General features: G+C 52.4%; 18 protein-coding genes and 3 tRNA genes. 6 read left to right on the forward strand and 15 right to left on the reverse strand.

What is annotated here, in order from left to right:
* Positions 1-44 precede the first annotated feature (44 nt).
* From ruvB to thrS, 8 genes are all read right to left on the reverse strand, one after another.
* Positions 45-1,046, reverse strand: coding sequence for a Holliday junction branch migration DNA helicase RuvB (ruvB, locus tag OO731_RS03255; protein WP_264890634.1), 1,002 nt, complete (start codon positions 1,044-1,046; stop codon positions 45-47).
* Positions 1,046-1,645 (reverse strand): Holliday junction branch migration protein RuvA, encoded by a 600-nt coding sequence (gene ruvA, locus OO731_RS03260; RefSeq protein ID WP_264890635.1) that lies wholly within the window; start codon positions 1,643-1,645, stop codon positions 1,046-1,048. The genes ruvB and ruvA overlap by 1 nt, the downstream gene beginning before the upstream one ends.
* Positions 1,646-1,658: 13 nt before the next feature.
* Complete coding sequence (ruvC, locus tag OO731_RS03265) at positions 1,659-2,219, reverse strand: crossover junction endodeoxyribonuclease RuvC (RefSeq protein WP_264890636.1); 561 nt, start codon at positions 2,217-2,219, stop codon at positions 1,659-1,661.
* Positions 2,220-2,221: 2 nt separating this feature from the next.
* Positions 2,222-2,980 (reverse strand): YebC/PmpR family DNA-binding transcriptional regulator, encoded by a 759-nt coding sequence (locus OO731_RS03270; RefSeq protein WP_138275384.1) that lies wholly within the window; start codon positions 2,978-2,980, stop codon positions 2,222-2,224.
* Between the two features lie 42 nt (positions 2,981-3,022).
* Positions 3,023-3,610 carry a pyridoxal 5'-phosphate synthase glutaminase subunit PdxT gene (gene pdxT / locus OO731_RS03275; protein WP_264890637.1) on the reverse strand — a complete coding sequence of 196 codons (588 nt, stop codon included), beginning with the start codon at positions 3,608-3,610 and terminating at the stop codon, positions 3,023-3,025.
* Between the two features lies 1 nt (position 3,611).
* Complete coding sequence (pdxS, locus tag OO731_RS03280; protein WP_138275386.1) at positions 3,612-4,517, reverse strand: pyridoxal 5'-phosphate synthase lyase subunit PdxS; 906 nt, start codon at positions 4,515-4,517, stop codon at positions 3,612-3,614.
* A 62-nt stretch (positions 4,518-4,579) separates the two neighbouring features.
* On the reverse strand, positions 4,580-5,128 hold the full coding sequence (locus OO731_RS03285) for an HIT domain-containing protein (protein ID WP_264890638.1): 549 nt from the start codon (positions 5,126-5,128) through the stop codon (positions 4,580-4,582).
* A 2-nt stretch (positions 5,129-5,130) separates the two neighbouring features.
* Positions 5,131-7,161 (reverse strand): threonine--tRNA ligase, encoded by a 2,031-nt coding sequence (gene thrS, locus OO731_RS03290; protein WP_264890639.1) that lies wholly within the window; start codon positions 7,159-7,161, stop codon positions 5,131-5,133.
* Positions 7,162-7,245: 84 nt separating this feature from the next.
* Here thrS and mqo point away from each other — a divergent pair, with 84 nt between their 5' ends.
* Entirely contained in the window at positions 7,246-8,721 is a 1,476-nt protein-coding gene (mqo, locus tag OO731_RS03295) for a malate dehydrogenase (quinone) (RefSeq protein ID WP_264890661.1), read from the forward strand.
* Positions 8,722-8,764: 43 nt separating this feature from the next.
* On the opposite strand, the gene OO731_RS03300 is transcribed toward mqo, so the two are convergent.
* The 7 genes from OO731_RS03300 to zapE form a co-directional block, all read right to left on the reverse strand.
* A complete protein-coding gene (locus tag OO731_RS03300) occupies positions 8,765-10,237 on the reverse strand; it encodes a trypsin-like peptidase domain-containing protein (protein ID WP_264890640.1) in 1,473 nt (490 codons plus the stop codon).
* A 101-nt stretch (positions 10,238-10,338) separates the two neighbouring features.
* A tRNA-Val gene (locus OO731_RS03305) sits at positions 10,339-10,410 on the reverse strand.
* 17 nt (positions 10,411-10,427) lie between these two features.
* Positions 10,428-10,505 (reverse strand) — tRNA-Cys (locus OO731_RS03310).
* A 30-nt stretch (positions 10,506-10,535) separates the two neighbouring features.
* A tRNA-Gly gene (locus tag OO731_RS03315) sits at positions 10,536-10,608 on the reverse strand.
* Between the two features lie 71 nt (positions 10,609-10,679).
* Positions 10,680-11,957, reverse strand: a complete 1,278-nt coding sequence (locus tag OO731_RS03320) for an ammonium transporter (RefSeq protein WP_264890641.1) — start codon at positions 11,955-11,957, stop codon at positions 10,680-10,682.
* Between the two features lie 77 nt (positions 11,958-12,034).
* Positions 12,035-13,303 (reverse strand): ammonium transporter, encoded by a 1,269-nt coding sequence (locus OO731_RS03325; protein ID WP_264890642.1) that lies wholly within the window; start codon positions 13,301-13,303, stop codon positions 12,035-12,037.
* 115 nt (positions 13,304-13,418) lie between these two features.
* The gene (gene zapE / locus OO731_RS03330; RefSeq protein WP_264890643.1) at positions 13,419-14,420 is read right to left on the reverse strand and encodes a cell division protein ZapE; all 1,002 of its coding nucleotides are present in this window, start codon (positions 14,418-14,420) and stop codon (positions 13,419-13,421) included.
* 92 nt (positions 14,421-14,512) lie between these two features.
* On the opposite strand from zapE, the gene OO731_RS03335 reads away from it, so the two are divergent.
* From OO731_RS03335 to OO731_RS03355, 5 genes are all read left to right on the forward strand, one after another.
* Positions 14,513-15,415: a sulfurtransferase gene (locus OO731_RS03335; protein WP_264890644.1), complete on the forward strand. Its 903-nt coding sequence runs from the start codon at positions 14,513-14,515 to the stop codon at positions 15,413-15,415.
* Between the two features lie 9 nt (positions 15,416-15,424).
* Positions 15,425-15,844, forward strand: a complete 420-nt coding sequence (locus OO731_RS03340; RefSeq protein WP_264890645.1) for a SufE family protein — start codon at positions 15,425-15,427, stop codon at positions 15,842-15,844.
* Positions 15,845-15,848: 4 nt separating this feature from the next.
* On the forward strand, positions 15,849-16,496 hold the full coding sequence (locus OO731_RS03345; protein ID WP_264890646.1) for a dihydrofolate reductase family protein: 648 nt from the start codon (positions 15,849-15,851) through the stop codon (positions 16,494-16,496).
* 69 nt (positions 16,497-16,565) lie between these two features.
* Positions 16,566-17,156 (forward strand): DUF3000 domain-containing protein, encoded by a 591-nt coding sequence (locus OO731_RS03350; protein WP_264889647.1) that lies wholly within the window; start codon positions 16,566-16,568, stop codon positions 17,154-17,156.
* Positions 17,153-18,394, forward strand: a complete 1,242-nt coding sequence (locus OO731_RS03355; RefSeq protein WP_264889648.1) for an HRDC domain-containing protein — start codon at positions 17,153-17,155, stop codon at positions 18,392-18,394. Before OO731_RS03350 ends, OO731_RS03355 begins: the two co-directional genes overlap by 4 nt.
* Positions 18,395-18,421: the final 27 nt, after the last annotated feature.

An 18,421-nucleotide genomic window follows, 5' to 3' on the forward strand; every position in this document is an offset into this window, starting at 1 on the left:
CGACGCCCTTGGCGTCTCGACAATCATACTTTACGAACGCCGGATTATTGGTTATCTAGGGCTGGTAGCCCGAGGTGGCGGAGCCCAGCATTCGTAATGACCCGACCCTTTGCAGTGCGTGAAATTAGACCCAGTCTTACCAAGAAAGGTTCCACGACCGATTCGATTGTGTCTGGCTCTTCGCCGATCGCAGCAGAGAGTGTAGAAAGGCCGACCGGCTTCATCTCAAATTTGTGGGCTAGCGTGTCCAGAATCGAACGATCTAGTCGGTCAAGACCAAGCTGGTCAACCTCGTAAAGGGCCAAGGCGCTTTGAGTGAGGGCAACATCGATGGACTCTGACTTTGCGACAAGCGCATAGTCTCTGACTCGACGGAGAAGCCTATTTGCAATTCGCGGCGTGCCTCGGCTTCGTGAAGAGATTTCACTCAGAGCCTTGGGTGCTGCGGTGATTCCAAGTTTCTCAGCTGCTCTGTGAAGGACCCGTGTCAGCTCCTCGTCCGTATAAAACTCCATGTTTGCTGTGAAACCAAATCGGTCACGCAGCGGATTAGGCAGCATTCCGGAACGCGTTGTAGCCCCAACGAGGGTAAATGGAGAGATATCGAGTGGAATCGAAGTGGCACCCGGGCCCTTTCCAACCATTACATCAACGCGGAAGTCCTCCATGGCAAGGTAGAGCATTTCCTCAGCCGAGCGTGACATGCGGTGGATTTCATCGATAAAGAGAACTTCGCCAGGGGCCAGGGAGGACAGGATTGACGCTAGGTCGCCTGCGTTTTGAATTGTCGGCCCCGAAGTAAGGCGCAGTGACTGCCCACTTTCGTGAGCGATGATCATTGCAAGTGTGGTTTTACCCAGACCGGGAGGTCCCGCAAGAAGGATGTGGTCTGAGGTACGGTTTTGAATCCGGGCGGCTTCAAGTATTAGTGATAGTTGGGCACGGACTTTTTCTTGACCAACAAATTCCTGTAAGGACTTTGGCCGCAACGTCGACTCAAAAGCTAGTTCACTTTCGCCGCTAACTTGAGAACTCAGTTCGCTCACTACGCACCCACCGACTTACCTTTGCCCAAATCAGCCAAGGCCGCTTTGAGTAGCCCGGCATCACTCAAGTCTGGGGCATCGGTCAAAACACGCTTGAGAGAATCTTCAGCCAACTTATTGGTCCACCCAAGACCGATGAGCGCTTCGAGCACTACATCTGTCGAACGAATAGTGGTCTTTTCGCTTTCGTTAGTCGATGTGACTCCGATTTTGCCCGCCAATGAAATGCAGATGAGTTTGGCGGTTTTAGGTCCGATTCCGCTAATCGCCCTAAAAGTTGAGTCATTCTGACTTGCAACTGACTCTGCGATTTGGTTGACACTTAGCCCACTTAAGACAGCGAGAGCCGATTTTGGTCCGACGCCACTCACGCTTCTGAGGAGTTCGAATGTCGAGCGCTCTTCCTCGGTCAGAAATCCGAAAAGTTGCATGGCATCCTCGCGGACAATCATCGAGGTTAGAAATTCAACGTCTGCGCCTTCACTGAGCGAAACAGCGGTGTTTGGGGTGATGGCCACCAAATAACCGACGCCGTTTACATCTACGACGCACTGGTTGAGGTTTAGAAAGCGGCAAAATCCGCGCAGAGAAGCAATCACGCTCCCAGACTAACTAACTAACTTGATTCTTCGCTGACTTGATAGCCGTGTGCCAAGCTTTCTGGGCTGGAGTAAGCGTGCCTCCAGATTCGATAACTCCCCCGCGCCACGCATGACATATTGCAATGGCCAGTGAGTCTGCTGCATCCGCAGGTTTAGGAACTTCGGCCAGTCCAAGAATTTTGGCCACCATGTTACCGACCTGTGCTTTGTCAGCGCGACCAGAACCAGTCACCGCTGCTTTCACCTCGGTGGGTGTGTGCATGACAACTGGAATTCCGTGCTTCTCAGCAAGGTACATAACGATCCCGCTGATTTGAGCTGTTCCCATAACGCTTCGCAGATTGGCCTGTGAGAAAACTCGCTCAATTGCTAGGGCGTTTGGCTTATGCAGCGCAATTAGCCCCTCAATTTCAGTTGCTAATTGGTGAAGGCGAACCGGAAGGTCATCTGCTGTGCTGCTCCGGAGAGTATCGACGGCTATGAAACTTACCTTTTTTGAGGCACCAAGCTCAACTACTCCAACACCACATCGAGTTAGACCGGGGTCTACTCCCATGATGCGGGTGGTCAATGTTAGTCCTGCTCTAGTTCGGCCAAGACTTCTGGTGACATGTCAAAGTTCGAGTAGACGTTCTGCACTTCGTCACAGTCTTCCAGGGCATCGATCAGGGCAATAACCTTGCGGGCGGTGTCCGCGTCGACCTGAATAGGCATCGATGATATGAACTCCACATCCGCAGACTCGTAGTCGATTCCGGCGGCCTGCAGAGCGGTTCGAACAGCAACCATTGAGCTTGGGTCAGTGGTTATGACGAACTGCTCGCCGCGATCTTCAACGTCATCGATGCCAACCTCTAGGACAGCGTCAAGAATGCTGTCCTCGTTGGTGCCGTCTGCCTTAGCCACAACAATTACACCCTTGCGGCTGAACTGGTACGAAACAGAACCAGGGTCAGCCATAGTGCCGTTGTTGCGTGACACTGCGAGTCTGACCTCAGCAGCAGCACGGTTTTTGTTGTCGGTTAGACATTCGATCAGGATTGCGACTCCGTTTGGACCGTAACCCTCATACATGATGTTCTGATACTCAACTGCATCAGCGCCAACACCAGAACCGCGCTTGATTGCTCGCTCGATGTTGTCGTTTGGCAGTGAGCTCTTACGGCCTTTTTGAACGGCATCGTACAGAGTCGGGTTTCCGTCTAGATCTGGACCACCCAGGCGCGCAGCTACTTCAATGTTCTTAATCAGCTTTGCAAAAAGCTTGGCACGACGACCATCGATTACAGCTTTTTTGTGCTTGGTGGTTGCCCATTTGGAGTGGCCGGACATAGTGCTCCTAGAGTACGGATTGATTTGCTACAAGTTTAGGCGCTAGTGCGCGGTTCTCACGGTCTTTGCGAACAAGGCGTGGATTCGATTCTCGCCAGTTACTTCGGGGTGAAACGAGATCCCGAGGGCATTATTCTGTCGCACTCCAACCACGCGGCCATCCGGCAGCTGTGACAAAACCTCAACTTCGTTGCCGACGCGCTCCACAATCGGTGCCCGGATAAAGGCCGCATGCACAGCGCCTTCGACACCGACAAAATCAAGGTCAGCTTCGAAGGAATCTAGTTGGTTGCCAAAGGCATTTCTACGCACCGAAACGTCCAAACCACCGAAGCTGGCCTGATCGGATGTTCCGTCAATGATCTCGCTCGCCAGCATGATTAGCCCAGCACAGGTACCAAAAACCGGAAATCCGTTGGCGATTTTTGCCTTGATTGGCTCGTAAAGCTCGTAGGCAACGGCCAGTTTGTGAATCACGGTTGATTCGCCACCCGGAATAATCAAACCGCTAACGGACTCGAGTTCTTGAGGAGTCCGCACGTAACGGTTCTCTAGCCCAAGGGAATCCAGGGTTTGCGCGTGCTCTCGAAAATCTCCTTGAAGCGAGAGGACGCCAATCGGTAGCGACAACTTACCAGCCGCGCTCCGCCAAGCGGTGAGGAGCTGGGAGGTCGCTTACGTTGATTCCAACCATCGCCTCTCCCAGGCCGCGGCTAACTTCGGCCAAAACTGCTGGGTCGTTGTAGAAGGTGGTCGCCTTCACGATGGCCTTGGCGCGCTCGGATGGGTTTCCAGACTTGAAAATACCTGAACCAACGAAGACTCCGTCGGCACCCATCTGCATCATTAGTGCGGCGTCTGCAGGAGTTGCAACACCACCAGCAACGAACATCACTACTGGAAGTTTGCCGGTAGCAGCAACTTCACAGACCAAATCGTATGGTGCCTGAAGTTCTTTAGCGGCCACATAAAGCTCATCTGGGTTCTTGGCAGCTAGTGCGCGTATCTCAGAGCTGATGGTGCGAATGTGCTTCATGGCCTCAGAGACGTCACCGGTTCCGGCTTCACCCTTTGAGCGAATCATCGCTGCACCTTCGGTAACGCGGCGAAGCGCCTCACCTAGGTTGGTTGCGCCACAAACAAATGGCACGTCAAACTTCCACTTATCAATGTGGTTCACGTAGTCAGCTGGGCTTAGCACCTCAGACTCATCGATGTAGTCAACACCCAACTGCTGAAGAATTTGGGCCTCAACAAAGTGGCCAATACGGGCCTTTGCCATAACTGGAATCGAAACTGCACTGATAATTCCGTCAATCATGTCTGGGTCAGACATGCGGGATACGCCACCCTGGGCACGGATGTCCGCAGGAACTCGCTCCAAAGCCATAACCGCGACTGCACCGGCATCCTCGGCAATCTTTGCCTGCTCTGGTGTGACCACGTCCATGATCACACCGCCCTTCATCATTTCGGCTAGGCCGCGCTTGACTAGTGGGGTTCCGGTATTTGGGCGTGATGATTTAGATTCAGTCATAGTGCAATCCTAAACTGCCCACCGCGCTGACCTATTCCGGTTAGTGCGTTATTGTCCTCGAATTACGAAACCGAAGACCAAGCCTCAGCGATTTGCTCTCTAACTTCACCGAGTAGGCGAGGCAACGCCTTAGTCTCGGCAATAATCGGAAAGAAATTTGAGTCGTTGCGCCAGCGCGGGACGATGTGCTGATGAAGGTGGGAGGCTATTCCAGCTCCAGCAACCTCTCCTTGGTTCATACCCAGATTGAATCCATGGCAATTCGATACTGCTTTCAGCACCCGCATCGCCTGCTGGGTAATACTGCCAATCTCGGCAATTTCCTCTGGTGTGGCCAGATCGTAGGTCGAAATGTGACGGTAGGGGCAGACCAATATGTGCCCAGAATTGTACGGAAAAAGGTTCAAAAGCGCGTACGCGTGCTGCCCGCGGAAGACAATCAGCGATTCCTCGTCAGGGCGCTCCGGGCCTAGGCAGAAAGGACAATCTTCATCGGCTGGCTGTTGGCCATTTTGGATGTAAACCAACCGATGTGGGGTCCAGAGATGCTGAAAAGAATTTGGTACACCGGGCAAATCTGCCGAGTTCTCCAGCCCTCTCCCCTCGTTCATTATTAAACCTGAACCTTGTCTTCGATGGCTTTCAGAATTCGCTGGATTGCTTCGGAAACCGGAATGCCATTCTCCTGAGAGCCGTCACGGAATCTGAAACTCACAGCCCCAGCAGCTTGATCCTCGCCACCGGCAATAAGCATGAACGGAACCTTGTTCATAGTGTGGTTTCGAATCTTCTTCTGCATACGGTCGTCAGAATCATCAACCATCACGCGAACGCCATGCTTTCTTAGCTCACTGGCGATTTCGTGTAGATATTCTGAGAATGCCTCGGCGATTGGAACACCAACTACCTGAACCGGAGCCAACCAAGGCGGGAAGTGACCGGCATAGTGCTCGGTTAGAACGCCAAAGAATCGTTCAACCGAACCAAAAAGCGCTCGGTGAATCATGACCGGCCGCTGCTTTGTGCCCTCTGCAGTGGTGTACTCAAGGTCAAAACGCTCTGGAAGATTGAAGTCCAACTGAATTGTTGACATCTGCCAGGTTCTGCCGATTGCATCGCGAGCCTGCACTGAGATCTTTGGGCCGTAGAAGGCTGCGCCGCCTGGGTCCGGCACAAGTTCAAGGCCCGAATCAGCGGCAACCTTCTCAAGTGTCGCGGTGGCAGTTTCCCAAATTTCATCGCTACCGACGAACTTAGGATTACCTAGTTCTCGAGTTGACAACTCCAGGTAGAAATCATTCAGACCATAGTCCTTCAGCAATCCGAGGACAAAGCCAAGAACATCTGTAAGTTCCTGTTCCATGTTTTCTTGAGTGACGAAAAGGTGTGCGTCGTCTTGGGTTAGTCCACGTACTCGGGTCAATCCGTGCAGAACACCGCTCTTTTCATTGCGGTAAACAGTTCCAAATTCAAACATTCGTAGCGGAAGATCACGGTACGACCTTGGCTGGCTGCGGTAAATCAAAATGTGGAACGGACAGTTCATCGGCTTTAGGTAGTAGTCCTGCCCAGCCTTACGAATGGTGCCATCTTCGCCGCGCTCTTCGTCCATGCGAATAGGCGGGAACATGCCATCTGCATAGGTCTGCAGATGTCCAGAAATCTCGAACAGGTTGCTCTTAGAAATGTGCGGGCTATAAACGAAGTCGTAACCAGATTCTTCGTGTCGCTTGCGACTGTAATCTTCCATGACGCGACGCATGATTCCGCCCTTAGGGTGGAACACGGCTAGGCCGGACCCAATTTCCTCAGGAAAGGAGAACAGGTCTAGATCGACACCCAAGCGTCGGTGGTCACGGCGCGCAGCTTCTTCCAATCGCTCCTGGTGCGCACGGAGTTCATCCTTGCTTGGCCAGGCGGTTCCATAGATTCTCTGAAGCTGCTTATTGTTTTCGTTGCCCCGCCAGTAGGCAGATGCAACTCGGGTAAGTGCAAATCCATTACCAATCATGCGTGTGTTCGGAAGGTGCGGTCCACGACATAGGTCACGCCACACTGTCTCGCCCGATTGTGGGTCAACGTTGTCATAAATCGTCAGGTCCCCAGCGCCCACCTCGGCACTGCCCTCACCGAGATCTGACCCCTTCAGTCCAATCAACTCGAGCTTGTATGGCTCGTTGGCAAGTTCAACGCGAGCGTCTCCGTCATTAGTAACTCGGCGAACAAAACGCTGGCCTGAGCGAATGATTCGCTCCATTGCCTTCTCTAGGCTCTTTAGGTCTTCTGGTGTGAATGCTTCGAGAACGTCAAAGTCGTAGTAAAAGCCATCCTTGATTGGAGGGCCGATCCCGAGCTTGGCTTCAGGATTGATGTTCTGGACAGCCTGGGCGAGGACGTGTGCGGCCGAGTGGCGAAGAATGTTCAAGCCATCAGGCGAGCTGATTTCGACAGCCTCGACGGTGTCGCCGTCCTTAAGTCGATGGGCTAGGTCACGGAGCTCACCGTTGACACGCTGGGCCACGACTGTGCGAGAGGTGAAAACCTTGAAGCCGTCGGAATCTGGCTCGAGTTCGACTGATAAACCATCGACTACGACGCTGAATTTGGACACGAGAACCCCATCTGACTGAAATAACTTTCTCATTCTACTTTGGAGCAGCTCGGAGCCCGCCTAGGCCCAGAAACGTGCCTTCATCGACGCCCTGAAAGTTATGCTTGAACAGTGAGTATTTCTAAAGATTCCAGAGTCGTTCTAATTGGCGCAGGTGTGATGAGTGCAACTTTGGGCACTTTCATCAAATTGCTTAGTCCGTCAACTCAGATTCAGGTCTTTGAGCGACTACCGGATGTGGCTTTGGAAAGTTCAAATCCTTGGAATAACGCTGGTACCGGTCATGCGGCGCTTTGTGAACTTAACTACATGCCTGACTCGAAGGATGGGTCTCTGCCATCTGCGGCCAAGGCTGAATCCATCAATGAGCAGTTTCAGCTTTCTCGTCAGTTTTGGGCGTATCTAGTGAACCAAGGGATTCTCCGCGATCCTGACACTTTTATTCACTCCACTCCTCACATGACATTTGTCCGAGGCGCCAAGGATGTTGACTACCTAAATCGCCGTTTCCAGGCTTTGAAGGACCTTCCGCTTTTTGCTGGAATGCAGTACTCAGAAGACGCAAAGCAAATTTCAAAGTGGGCTCCCCTTCTAATTGACGGTCGTAATTCAGATGAACCAATCGCGGCAACTTACATCGAATCTGGAACAGACGTTGATTTTGGCTCAATCACCCGTCAACTGTTTGGTTTTTTGAAATCTAGAGGCGTTGAAGTTCGCACTTCAGCCGAAGTCTCCTCATTGGTTCGCACCAGGGATGGTGATTGGCAACTCGTCGTTACAGATACAACTACAGGGCAGAAGTCGTACTCACGAGCAGACTTTGTCTTTGTTGGTGCTGGTGGTTGGGCCCTTAAGTTGCTGCAGAAATCAGGGATTTCAGAGGCCAAGGGCTACGGCACCTTCCCGGTAGGCGGTCAGTGGCTAAAAACTGACAACCCTGCGGTTGTGGCCAAGCACCAGGCCAAGGTTTACAGCCAGGCCAGCGTTGGTGCGCCACCGATGTCGGTACCTCACCTAGATACCCGCGTGGTCAATGGCAAAGCCAGTTTGCTGTTTGGCCCCTACGCGACGGCCAATCCAAAATTCTTAAAGAACGGTTCCATTTGGGACTTGCCGAGTTCGATTCGCCCAGCCAACCTAATCCCGTATTTGGCAGTTGGCTTGGGTAACGTCCCACTAATCAAGTACCTGATTGGCGAGCTGGCCAAATCCAAGCGCAAGAAATTTGAATCGCTTCTTGATTTCTACCCGAAGGCCAACGAATCAGACTGGGAGCTGCTAAACGCGGGTCAGCGAGCCCAGGTGATTAAGAAGGACCGCAAGAAAGGCGGAGTGCTTCAGTTTGGAACTGAAGTTGTCACTGCCAACGACGGTTCCGTGAGTGGTCTACTTGGTGCTTCACCGGGTGCCTCCACCGCCGTTCACGTCATGCTTCAGGTCTTGCAGCGTTCATTCTCATCAGAGTTTGATTCATGGCGCCCAAGGTTGCAGGAAATTATCCCGAGTTTTGGAAGCCGGCTGAGCGACGATCCAGCGGCCGCCAAGGCCTCCCTAGCCGCAACCGCTAAGACTCTCAAGCTTCGCGGATAATCCTTAAGCGAAAAAAACCCGTCCGATGGACGGGCTTTTCCAACTACCTCTCGCAGACTAAACCGTCGCGGTCTTTGTCCAAATGTTTGTTTTTTGCATATACAGAGCTGCTGATGACGGCTCGGTAAATGGGCGTCTTTCCTTTGTTCTTTGAACTTATGGTCTTCTTGACACCACCAGTGTAATCCCCGTTCATTTTCGAACAATTGCTGTATTTCTTCAGCGGAAGTGACTTCAGACTCGTTGACCATGGCCTCTGATATCCGCAGTCAAAAAGTGTCCCACAGAGCGACGGTGAGCCGATAATTATGCCCATGTTCTCTGAGTCCACCAGCTTGGCTGTTACCACGCCTATAACTCGACCGTTTCGATCAAATAGCGGCCCACCAGAGTTTCCAGGGTTGATTGGCACCGAAGTTAGAACAACGTTTCCTTCCGTAGAGACTTTAGATATCACTCCAGTGGTCAACGAGCTGTTTATCCCCATCGGATTACCGATGGTGCCTACCCACCAACCCTGCTTTGGTTTTTCACCGCGCCAGTCCAAGGTAGGAATTTTGACGTAGAGGAGCACTGAAGCCAAATCCATGTCGGAATCGGAGCTCCAAATGTAGCCCTCCTCTTCACTTCCATCGGCCAACACGACCGTTACAAGTTTGTCGCCAAGGCAATCTGCTATGACGTGATGATTAGTAACCAGGACCGTCTTGACGCCAGCCGAGCGCATGTCCGCACTTATAGTCGCATCGGCCGCCCATGCTGTCCCCGAACTGGATCTACACACTACGGAAACCACCGATTTACCAACTTGCTCAGCCGTTGAAACTAAGTCAATTGGGCTTTTGGCAGGGGTTGGTGTCTTGTAAATCTTTTCGCTTGTCAACTTCGGTAGAGCGGAACCAATGACCGGGTTTTCCGGCTCGGAAACGGCCACTCCTTGCACGTTGAAGACAGCGAAGTTTGAACCGTCAGGAACGAAGTCCCCTGAGTCATCGCTCGAGTCTGGATCTATTGCAAACCCTTGTAGATTGACCTGGCTATTGATGATTCCCAAACAAGATTTAGGGAGGCCGAAGCCAATCCAGGATGCTTCTGAATCGAGATCTACCCAGGTTTCAACGGTGCAGCCGGGAACAAGTCTTTGATTCACTGGATCCCAAACCGTGAGAACATGTTCAACTCGCCCGTAGTCGTAAGGGGTGTCGTCGGTGAAAATAGTGAAGTCTGTTCGCCCGTCTAAGTCGCTGTCCACGTCTATGCCTGCAAAGGCGCCGTCAACAAAGTCATACGAATAAACCGGCAACCACATGTGGAGCCAAACGTATAGCAAGTCTGGGTTGGTCGACTCCTCAGCGACCTCCAACTCAACAATCTCGGTATACAGACTCAACCCGCCATCGTAAGAAGAGTCGGACACCGATTGTCGGTCTGTGATGGCTGCTTGAGCAGGAATAGCGACGGATATAGACAGCGATAATGCTGCTAGCGCCGCTACATACTTTGAAATAATTTTCATGATTCCCCCAAATCACTTATCTGGCAAACGTATCACCCGCCCCCGCCAGGAACGAAAAAACCCGTCCAATGGCCGGGTTTTTTATTTGAAGCTCTTTTTCGTGGTCGATACTGGGATCGAACCAGTGACCCCTTCCATGTCAAGGAAGTGCGCTACCGCTGCGCCAATCGACCATTTTGTTTTGTTTTTGTGGAGGTGGAGACGGGATTTGAACCCGTGGGTTTACAGCTTTGCAGGCTGTTGCTTTGGGCCGCTCAGCCACTCCACCATGCTTTCACGAGGCTTACGCCCTACTGCGAGCGGATGACGAGATTCGAACTCGCGACCCCAACCTTGGCAAGGTTGTGCTCTACCAACTGAGCCACATCCGCGTGCCTTCTTTCGAAGACTTAGATACTCTAACCCAAGTTTTTCGACTTCGCAAACTCAGGCCAGAGTGTGTCTAACCTTTCCAGGTCCAACGAGGGTCAGACTCAGAATATGCATTTTCTCCGTGCAAAACAGAGTCGACTCCCGCGATCTCATCGGTTGATGTAACGCGGAAGCCAATGGTCTTCTGAATCACCCAACCAATGGCGTACGACACAGTAAATGAGAAAACCAGAACAACAGCGGCACCGATAGCTTGGCGTCCAAGTTGTTCAGCGCCGAAGCCTAGGAAAAGACCAACATTGGTTCCAAAAAGACCAATAAACAGGGTTCCAACTAGGCCACCGACAAGGTGGATACCAACCACATCGAGCGAGTCATCAAACCCGAGTACAAACTTCAGTTCAATTGCTAGGGCACAAACAACACCGACAATAACGCCAAGTAGTAGTGCCCAAATTGGCTCAAGATACGCGCAGGACGGCGTGATAGCCACAAGGCCGGCCACGGCGCCCGATGCGGCTCCAATAGAGGTTGGTTTGCCGTGAGCCAACTTCTCATAGGTAATCCAGCTCAGCATTGCGCCAACGGGCGCTGCCAAAGTGTTTACGAACGCAAGGGCTGCGACGCCATCGGCGGCAAGCTGCGAACCGGCATTGAATCCCAGCCATCCAAACCAAAGAATTGCAGCACCGATGATGGTCAGCGGCACATTGTGAGGAGCGTGCATACCTTTTGTGAAACCAAAGCGCTTACCCAGAACCAACGCGAGGGCTAGCGCTGACGCTCCCGAGGCAATCTCAACGACCGTACCGCCCGCAAAGTCCATAACCCCGATGTTGTAGACAAGCCATCCGCCATCGACAACTTTTCCATCCTCGGCGGTGAAGTTGAAGATCCAGCCCGCGACTGGGAAATAGACAAGTACCGCCCAGATACCGGCAAAGATCATCCATGAACCGAACTTTGCTCGGTCAGCGATAGCCCCCGAAATCAGGGCCACAGTAATGATGGCAAATGTGCCTTGGAATCCTGCGAAGGCAAGGCCAAAGCCGTCTCCCTCTTTGGCCAGAGCAATTTCTGTGCCAAGGAAAAGGCGTTCAAAGTCAATGCCGAACACGCCGTCGATTCCAAAATAACTGCCAGCTCCGGCGTTGCTGAAACTAATTGCATAACCGAAAATCACCCACAACACACCGATTAGTGCGATTGAGCCGAAGCTCATCATCATCATCGAAACCACGCTCGAGGCGCGCACCAGCCCGCCATAGAAAAAGGCAAGCCCAGGTGTCATAAAGAGCACCATGGCAGAGCAGATGATCAAAAACATTGTGGTGTTTTGGTGGAGCATTTACTACCTCTCGAATAACGCACCAAAGGAGGGACTCTCTTTCGAGAGCCCCTCCGAGATGTTGCTAATAGGTGTTACTAACCGCGGTCAGCACCGAAAGCGTAAGCCTCTTCACCGTGAACTACGGTGTCAATGCCTGCGATTTCATCTTCTGCCTTGACGCGGAATCCCATGGTCTTTTCAATCGCGAAGCCGATGATTAGTGAGATAACGAAGCTGTAAACAAGTACCGCTACCGCACCAAGGGCCTGCATCGCGAACTGGTGCCAGCCGAAGCCAAATGCTGCGCCTACACCGTTTCCGAAGATACCGATCCAAAGGGTTCCAACGATTCCACCGACCAGGTGAATACCTACGACGTCTAGTGAGTCGTCGAAGCCCAGTGAGAACTTGAGGTCAACAGCTAGTGCACAAAGTGCACCGGCTACTAGGCCCAAGAGAATTGCATATACAGGGTCAAGAGACGCACAGGCTGGCGTTACTGCAACCAGACCGGCGATTGCACCTGAACCAGCACCGATGGAGGTTGCCTTGCCGTGCTTGATCTTCTCAATGATGATCCAGCCGAGCATCGCTGCAGCAGGTGCTGCCAGGGTGTTGATGAATGCAATTGAGGCAATGCCATCTGCGGCAAGCTCTGAACCTGAGTTGAATCCGAACCAACCGAACCAAAGCAATGACACACCCAGAAGGGTCAGTGGCACGTTGTGAGGCTGGGTGATTCCCTTGCTGAATCCAAAGCGCTTGCCCAAGACAATTGCCAGAGCCAAACCAGCTGCACCAGCGTTGATGTGAACTGCGGTACCACCTGCGAAGTCAATGACTCCTAGGCCGTAAACAATCCAGCCACCGTCAACGACCTTGCCGTCTTCAAGTGTGAAGTTGAATACCCAGTTTGCAACTGGGAAGTAAACAACGGTTGCCCAGATGCCTGCGAAGACCATCCATGCGCCGAACTTTGCGCGGTCAGCAATGGCACCCGAAATAAGGGCCACGGTGATGATTGCGAAAGTTGCCTGGAAGGCTACGAAAGCCATAGATGGGAATGCACCGGCAGGAGCTGCAGCATCTGCGACCTGAGCCTCAAGCCCGAGGAATGAGGTATCGATACCGAACCATCCATCGATACCGATGAAGGTGTCGACTCCCCCGTTAGCAAATGCGATGGCGTAGCCGTAAAGAACCCAAAGTACTGCAATCAATCCGAGTGAGCCAAAGCTCAACATCATCATGCTTACAACGCTCTTGGCCTTGACCATACCGCCGTAAAAGAACGCCAAACCTGGCGTCATTAGTAGAACTAGTGCCGCTGAAATTAGCACGAATGCCGTGTTTCCTTGATCCACTTGTTTACCTCTCTCTAAGAAAACAAATTGTCACCAAGAGAATCTTGGCTACGTAGAGAGTTTGGCTCACTCAGATTTCACGCGATAACGAGAAATGTTTCGTGTTTGTAAAAAGTCAGGCGCTGGTCAGGGCACCGATGCGTGAAACGGCTCGAAGGTACTTTTTGCGGTATCCGCCTGATAAATACTTGGGTGCAAAGACGTCCGTAAGTGGATGTCCGGTCGCGCGAATTGCTACCTGAGCCTCATAGGCACGGTCAATAAAAGCAACAAATCGAAGGGCATCCACCTGGTCATCAAGCTGATGCACGCTTTCGATGGCTAGGGCACCAAGCGCCTCAAGCAAAAAGCCATAACGCGATGGGTGGATTGTTGATAGATGCTTAAGCAGCGCTCCGAAATCGACAATTCCAGTCTCAGTGCTGTCTAGTGATTGCAACCAAGTCTCAAGTTCAAATTGCGTAGTAGACACTGGTTCGAGAGTTACCGGGCGATGGCGGTGGTCCTCGCCGTCAATTCGAACCATTTCAAATTGGTTCGAAATACCCAAAATCTCGCGTTGGAAGTCCGCTGCAGCGAATCTACCCTCGCCTAGGGCATTAGGTGGTGTGTTTGACGTTGCCGCAAAACGAACACCTTTGGGTGCCAACTCGTTTAGCAGTCGAGACATCATCATGGTGTCCCCCGGATCATCGAGTTCAAACTCATCGATGCACAGAAGCTGGAACTTACCGAGGGCCTCTACTGCTCCGGCAAAACCGATCGCGCCAATCAGGCTCGTGTAGGCAATGAAGCTTCCGAATGCTTTTGCCCCGCGAAACTCGTGCCAGATTCCTGCCAGTAGGTGCGTCTTTCCCACACCAAATCCACCGTCTAAATAGACACCGGGCGGCGGCGTCTCGCGACGGAAAAGTTTCTTTGCCCCAGAAGCTCCTAGAAAGACTCGTGCTCGATCTAGTGCGTGTTGCTGGCTTGGATACTCGGCGTGCGGGACGTAGTTAGCGAGGCGTGCCTCCGTGAATTCACGAGGGGGCACCAATTCGGCTAGCAAATCGCTGATACTTGGTTCTGGCTTGCGCAAAGTAATGTTCACAAACGCAGCGTGGTCGATTGCCAATTATTACCTATCGGTTGGTCCAAGGCTCCGAGCGAGTTAACCTTGTTAGAGACACAAAAAGTCTAATCAACCTCCAGAAAGAGTTTCATCCCATGACGATTGAATTCGACCAGACAGCCAAGTTCGCAGAGTACGCCGATCCATCGGTGTTGGTTTCTACTGAATGGCTGGCGAGCAACCTAAACCGCGAGGGACTCGTTGTTGTTGAATCTGATGAAGATGTTCTTTTGTATGAAATTGGACACATCCCTGGCGCAGTCAAAGTCGACTGGCACACCGAGCTGAACGACACAGTTCTTCGCGACTATGTTTCTGATGAGGAGTTTGCCGCTCTCATGTCACGCAAGGGCATCTCGCGCGACACCACGGTAGTCGTTTACGGAGACAAAAGTAACTGGTGGGCTGCCTACGCCATGTGGGTGTTCAAATTGTTTGGCCACCCGGATGTTCGCCTACTTGATGGCGGCCGAGAGGCTTGGATTGCTGAAGGTCGTGAATTGACCCGCGAGGCTACCCAGGTTACCCCTGCCGAGTATCCGGTTGTAAAGCGCGACGACAGCACCCTTCGTGCTTTCCGCGATGATGTTCTTGCGCATTTCGGTAATCCCCTGATTGATGTTCGCTCAACTGAGGAGTACACCGGTGAGCGCACTCACATGCCTGCATACCCTGATGAGGGTGCGCTTCGTGGTGGCCACATTCCATCAGCTAAATCGGTCCCTTGGGCTCGTGCTGCTGGCGAGAACGGTGTGTTCAAGTCTCGTGCTGAGCTTGAAAAAATTTATCTAGATGAAGCCGGCTTGAAGGCTGGTGACAATGTGATCGCATATTGCCGCATCGGTGAGCGTTCGAGTCACACCTGGTTTGTTTTGAACTACCTCCTGGGCTTCGAGAATGTTCGCAACTACGACGGTTCTTGGACTGAGTGGGGCAGCTTGGTTGGTGTGCCAATCGTTAAGGGCATCGAGCCTGGTCTAGCGCCTGCGGCAAAGTAGAGCCCTTCAATGCAAAGTGTTGATGAAATAGTTGAAGATTTCAACGCAGTGGGCGTAAACGACCGCTTGACCCTACTGCTTGAGTATTCTGAGGCGCTACCAGAGCTTCCGGCAAGATACAAAGACCACCCAGATTTACTGGAACGTGTAGAAGAATGCCAGAGTCCGATTTTCCTTTTCGTAGAGGTCGACGACGCGAAGCTGGTGCACCTGTTCTTCACCGCCCCAGCCGAGTCTCCTACCACCCGCGGATTTGCATCGATTCTGCACTCTGCACTTGATGGGCATTCAGTACAAGAGGTCCTCGCGGTCGACGACGATTTTCCGTCGCGTATCGGTCTTTCCGCCGCGGTCTCCCCGCTGCGCATGAGGGGTATGCGAGGAATGTTGGCCCGCATTAAGAGGCAAGTCGCCGAAAAGTCAGCCTAGAGCTTTGATTTTTTCAGACCACCCAGAATTCTTTGAGCTTCAACCTGGCTGGAATGTAGCTATGGTCATCTCACCAGATGGCTCAACCTCAGACCCAAGTGGTTCATCTGACGGAATTAGCAATCGCGAAGATCGCGCGATGCTCGGTTACCTCAGGAGTCAATCCGACTTGATTGTCACCACCGGGGCTACGGCTAGGGCTGAAAATTATCGAAGTTCCAAGTACGCTCCCCTAGCCATCATCACCACGGGCGATATTGACCTTTCAAACATTCCTGCGATGCAGGATTCAAGTAATTTTTCCCACTATCTAATTACGGCCAAGCCGGATGCACGATTTGCAATGTTCACCAACGTGCCAGAGGAGCATGTGCTCGTTGTAGGGGACTTGCGGGAAGCCTTTTCGGCGATTGAGAACCTCATCTCCGCGAATCCAGACGCAAAAATCCTGTTTGAAGGTGGTCCTTTGGTGACAGAGGAGCTACTGAGATTCCAACCTGAGACAAGATTCATCTTGACGGTTTCGGGCGTGGCCCCGGGTGCACTTGATGCGGCTGAAACATTTGTTCAGAGTCGGTTCGGAACAGCACTTAGCAATCGTCCAACCATTTCGATGCAAACTACCGTAAACAGCTACATAGTCTGGCCTTGAGCGGCATTACTGCCTACGCTGCGGCGTGGCAACGGGTACCGGCTAGGTCAAATGTCTAGTCTTTAATCAATGATCGAGTTTGACGTCCCATCCGATGCCCCTGCTGAATTCCGAGTAGCCCTCGAGTCGCTCAAGCATGCCGCGATTCGGAGTGAAATCGACGTTGAAACCATCCCAGCACCAACTGCAATCGCCTCGCATGCGATCACATTTAAGGCAAACATCAAAGAGAACCTAACCGGTGTCGAAGGTGATGCGGGAACAGGTCGTTTTGTAATGCTTTGGGAGCCGGAACCCCAGGAGGCATGGGCGTCGCGATTTAGAGTCGTCATTTTCGCCAAGTCGCCACTAGAAACCAACATCGGTGCTGACGAAGAAATCAGTGATGTTGTTTGGGCATGGCTCAATGAGGCTCTAGAGAACCGGCACGCTGAGTTTGGTGCGATTGCAGGAACTGCCACCAGGATTATGTCTACCGGATACGGTTCACTAAGCGCTCAGCATGATCATGCTGAGCTCGAACTTCGTGCGTCTTGGTCACCGTTGACCACAGATATTGCCGGCAGCTTCGAAGCTTGGTTGGACCTTATCTGCATCATGTCTGGATTCCCAAACCTACCCGCAGGAATTTCTACTATTGACTTCTCGGGTCGTCGATGAACGACCAAGAGCAGGTTGAGCTTCCTCTGCTCAAAAGTGCCCGAGCGAGTGTCGTTTTTGTCGACAATCATGAGCTGCTCAATGAAGCCGTTGCGGTTCTGGCAAACGCCACGGGCCCATTCGCTCTCGATGCCGAGCGAGCATCTGGATTTAAGTATTCTCAGCGTGCCTATCTTGTCCAAGTGCACCGCTCAGGAACACCGATTTACCTAATTGACCCGATCGCGATTAGCCCTGAGTTTTCAACGGAACCCTTCAACGAATTAGCCGCGTTGCTTTCTCAGGACGAGTGGGTTCTTCACGCTGCAAGCCAAGACATTCCGTGCCTTTCCGAGCTTGGGTTTAGTCCGGTTTCTCTGTTCGACACTGAACTAGGCTCCAGAATCGCAGGCCTACCTCGCGTGAGCCTCGGAGCAGTCTGTGAGCATTTTTTGAGTCTTCGGTTAGCAAAGGAACATTCTGCTGTTGACTGGAGCACTCGCCCGCTTCACGCGGACTGGCTGAACTACGCTGCCTTGGACGTCGATGTCCTCCTTGAACTTCGCGACAAATTGGAAGTTGAACTTGAGACATTGGGCAAGCTCGACTGGGCTCGCCAAGAGTTTGCAAACACGGCAAGGATGAAAGCCAAGACGCCAAAGGCCGATAAATGGCGTTCTCTAACTGGCCTGAGTGCTCTTAAGGATGCCCGAAAGTACGCAGTAGCAAAGGCGATGTGGGAGGCAAGAGAATTGCTAGCAATAAAGCTAGACGTCTCTCCTGGCCGTCTAATTCCTGATTCTGCGATCGTGCACGTTGCAAACACACTGCCCAAGTCGCGGCCTGAATTGGCGGGCGATCGTGCCTTTGTTGGCCGTGCCAGTAGGTCATACATCGACACTTGGTGGACCGCAGTAGAGAATGGCCTCAAGTCTCGAGACTTACCACCAATCAAGGTGAAGACCGAGGGAATACCAAATCACCGCACTTGGCCGGGGCGTTTTACCGACGCAGACAACAGACTCAAAGCAGTCAAGCCCGTACTGCAGGAGCTTTCAGAGTCGCTCAAAATTCCTGCAGAGAATCTCATAACACCGGACTTCGTTCGTCAAGTTTGTTGGGAGCCACCTGTTGAGGCTAGTGCCAATGCAATCGGAGATTTTCTGGCTTCCCTTGGCGCAAGGCAGTGGCAGATAGATTTGGTCGCTGAACCGATTCATCTGGCCATCTCAGCAGCGGGCCAATTGGTCGAGGACTAAACGCCGGCAATAAAACGCGGCGAAACC

The organism is Rhodoluna sp. KAS3, assembly GCF_026000575.1.
GTDB lineage: Bacteria > Actinomycetota > Actinomycetes > Actinomycetales > Microbacteriaceae > Rhodoluna.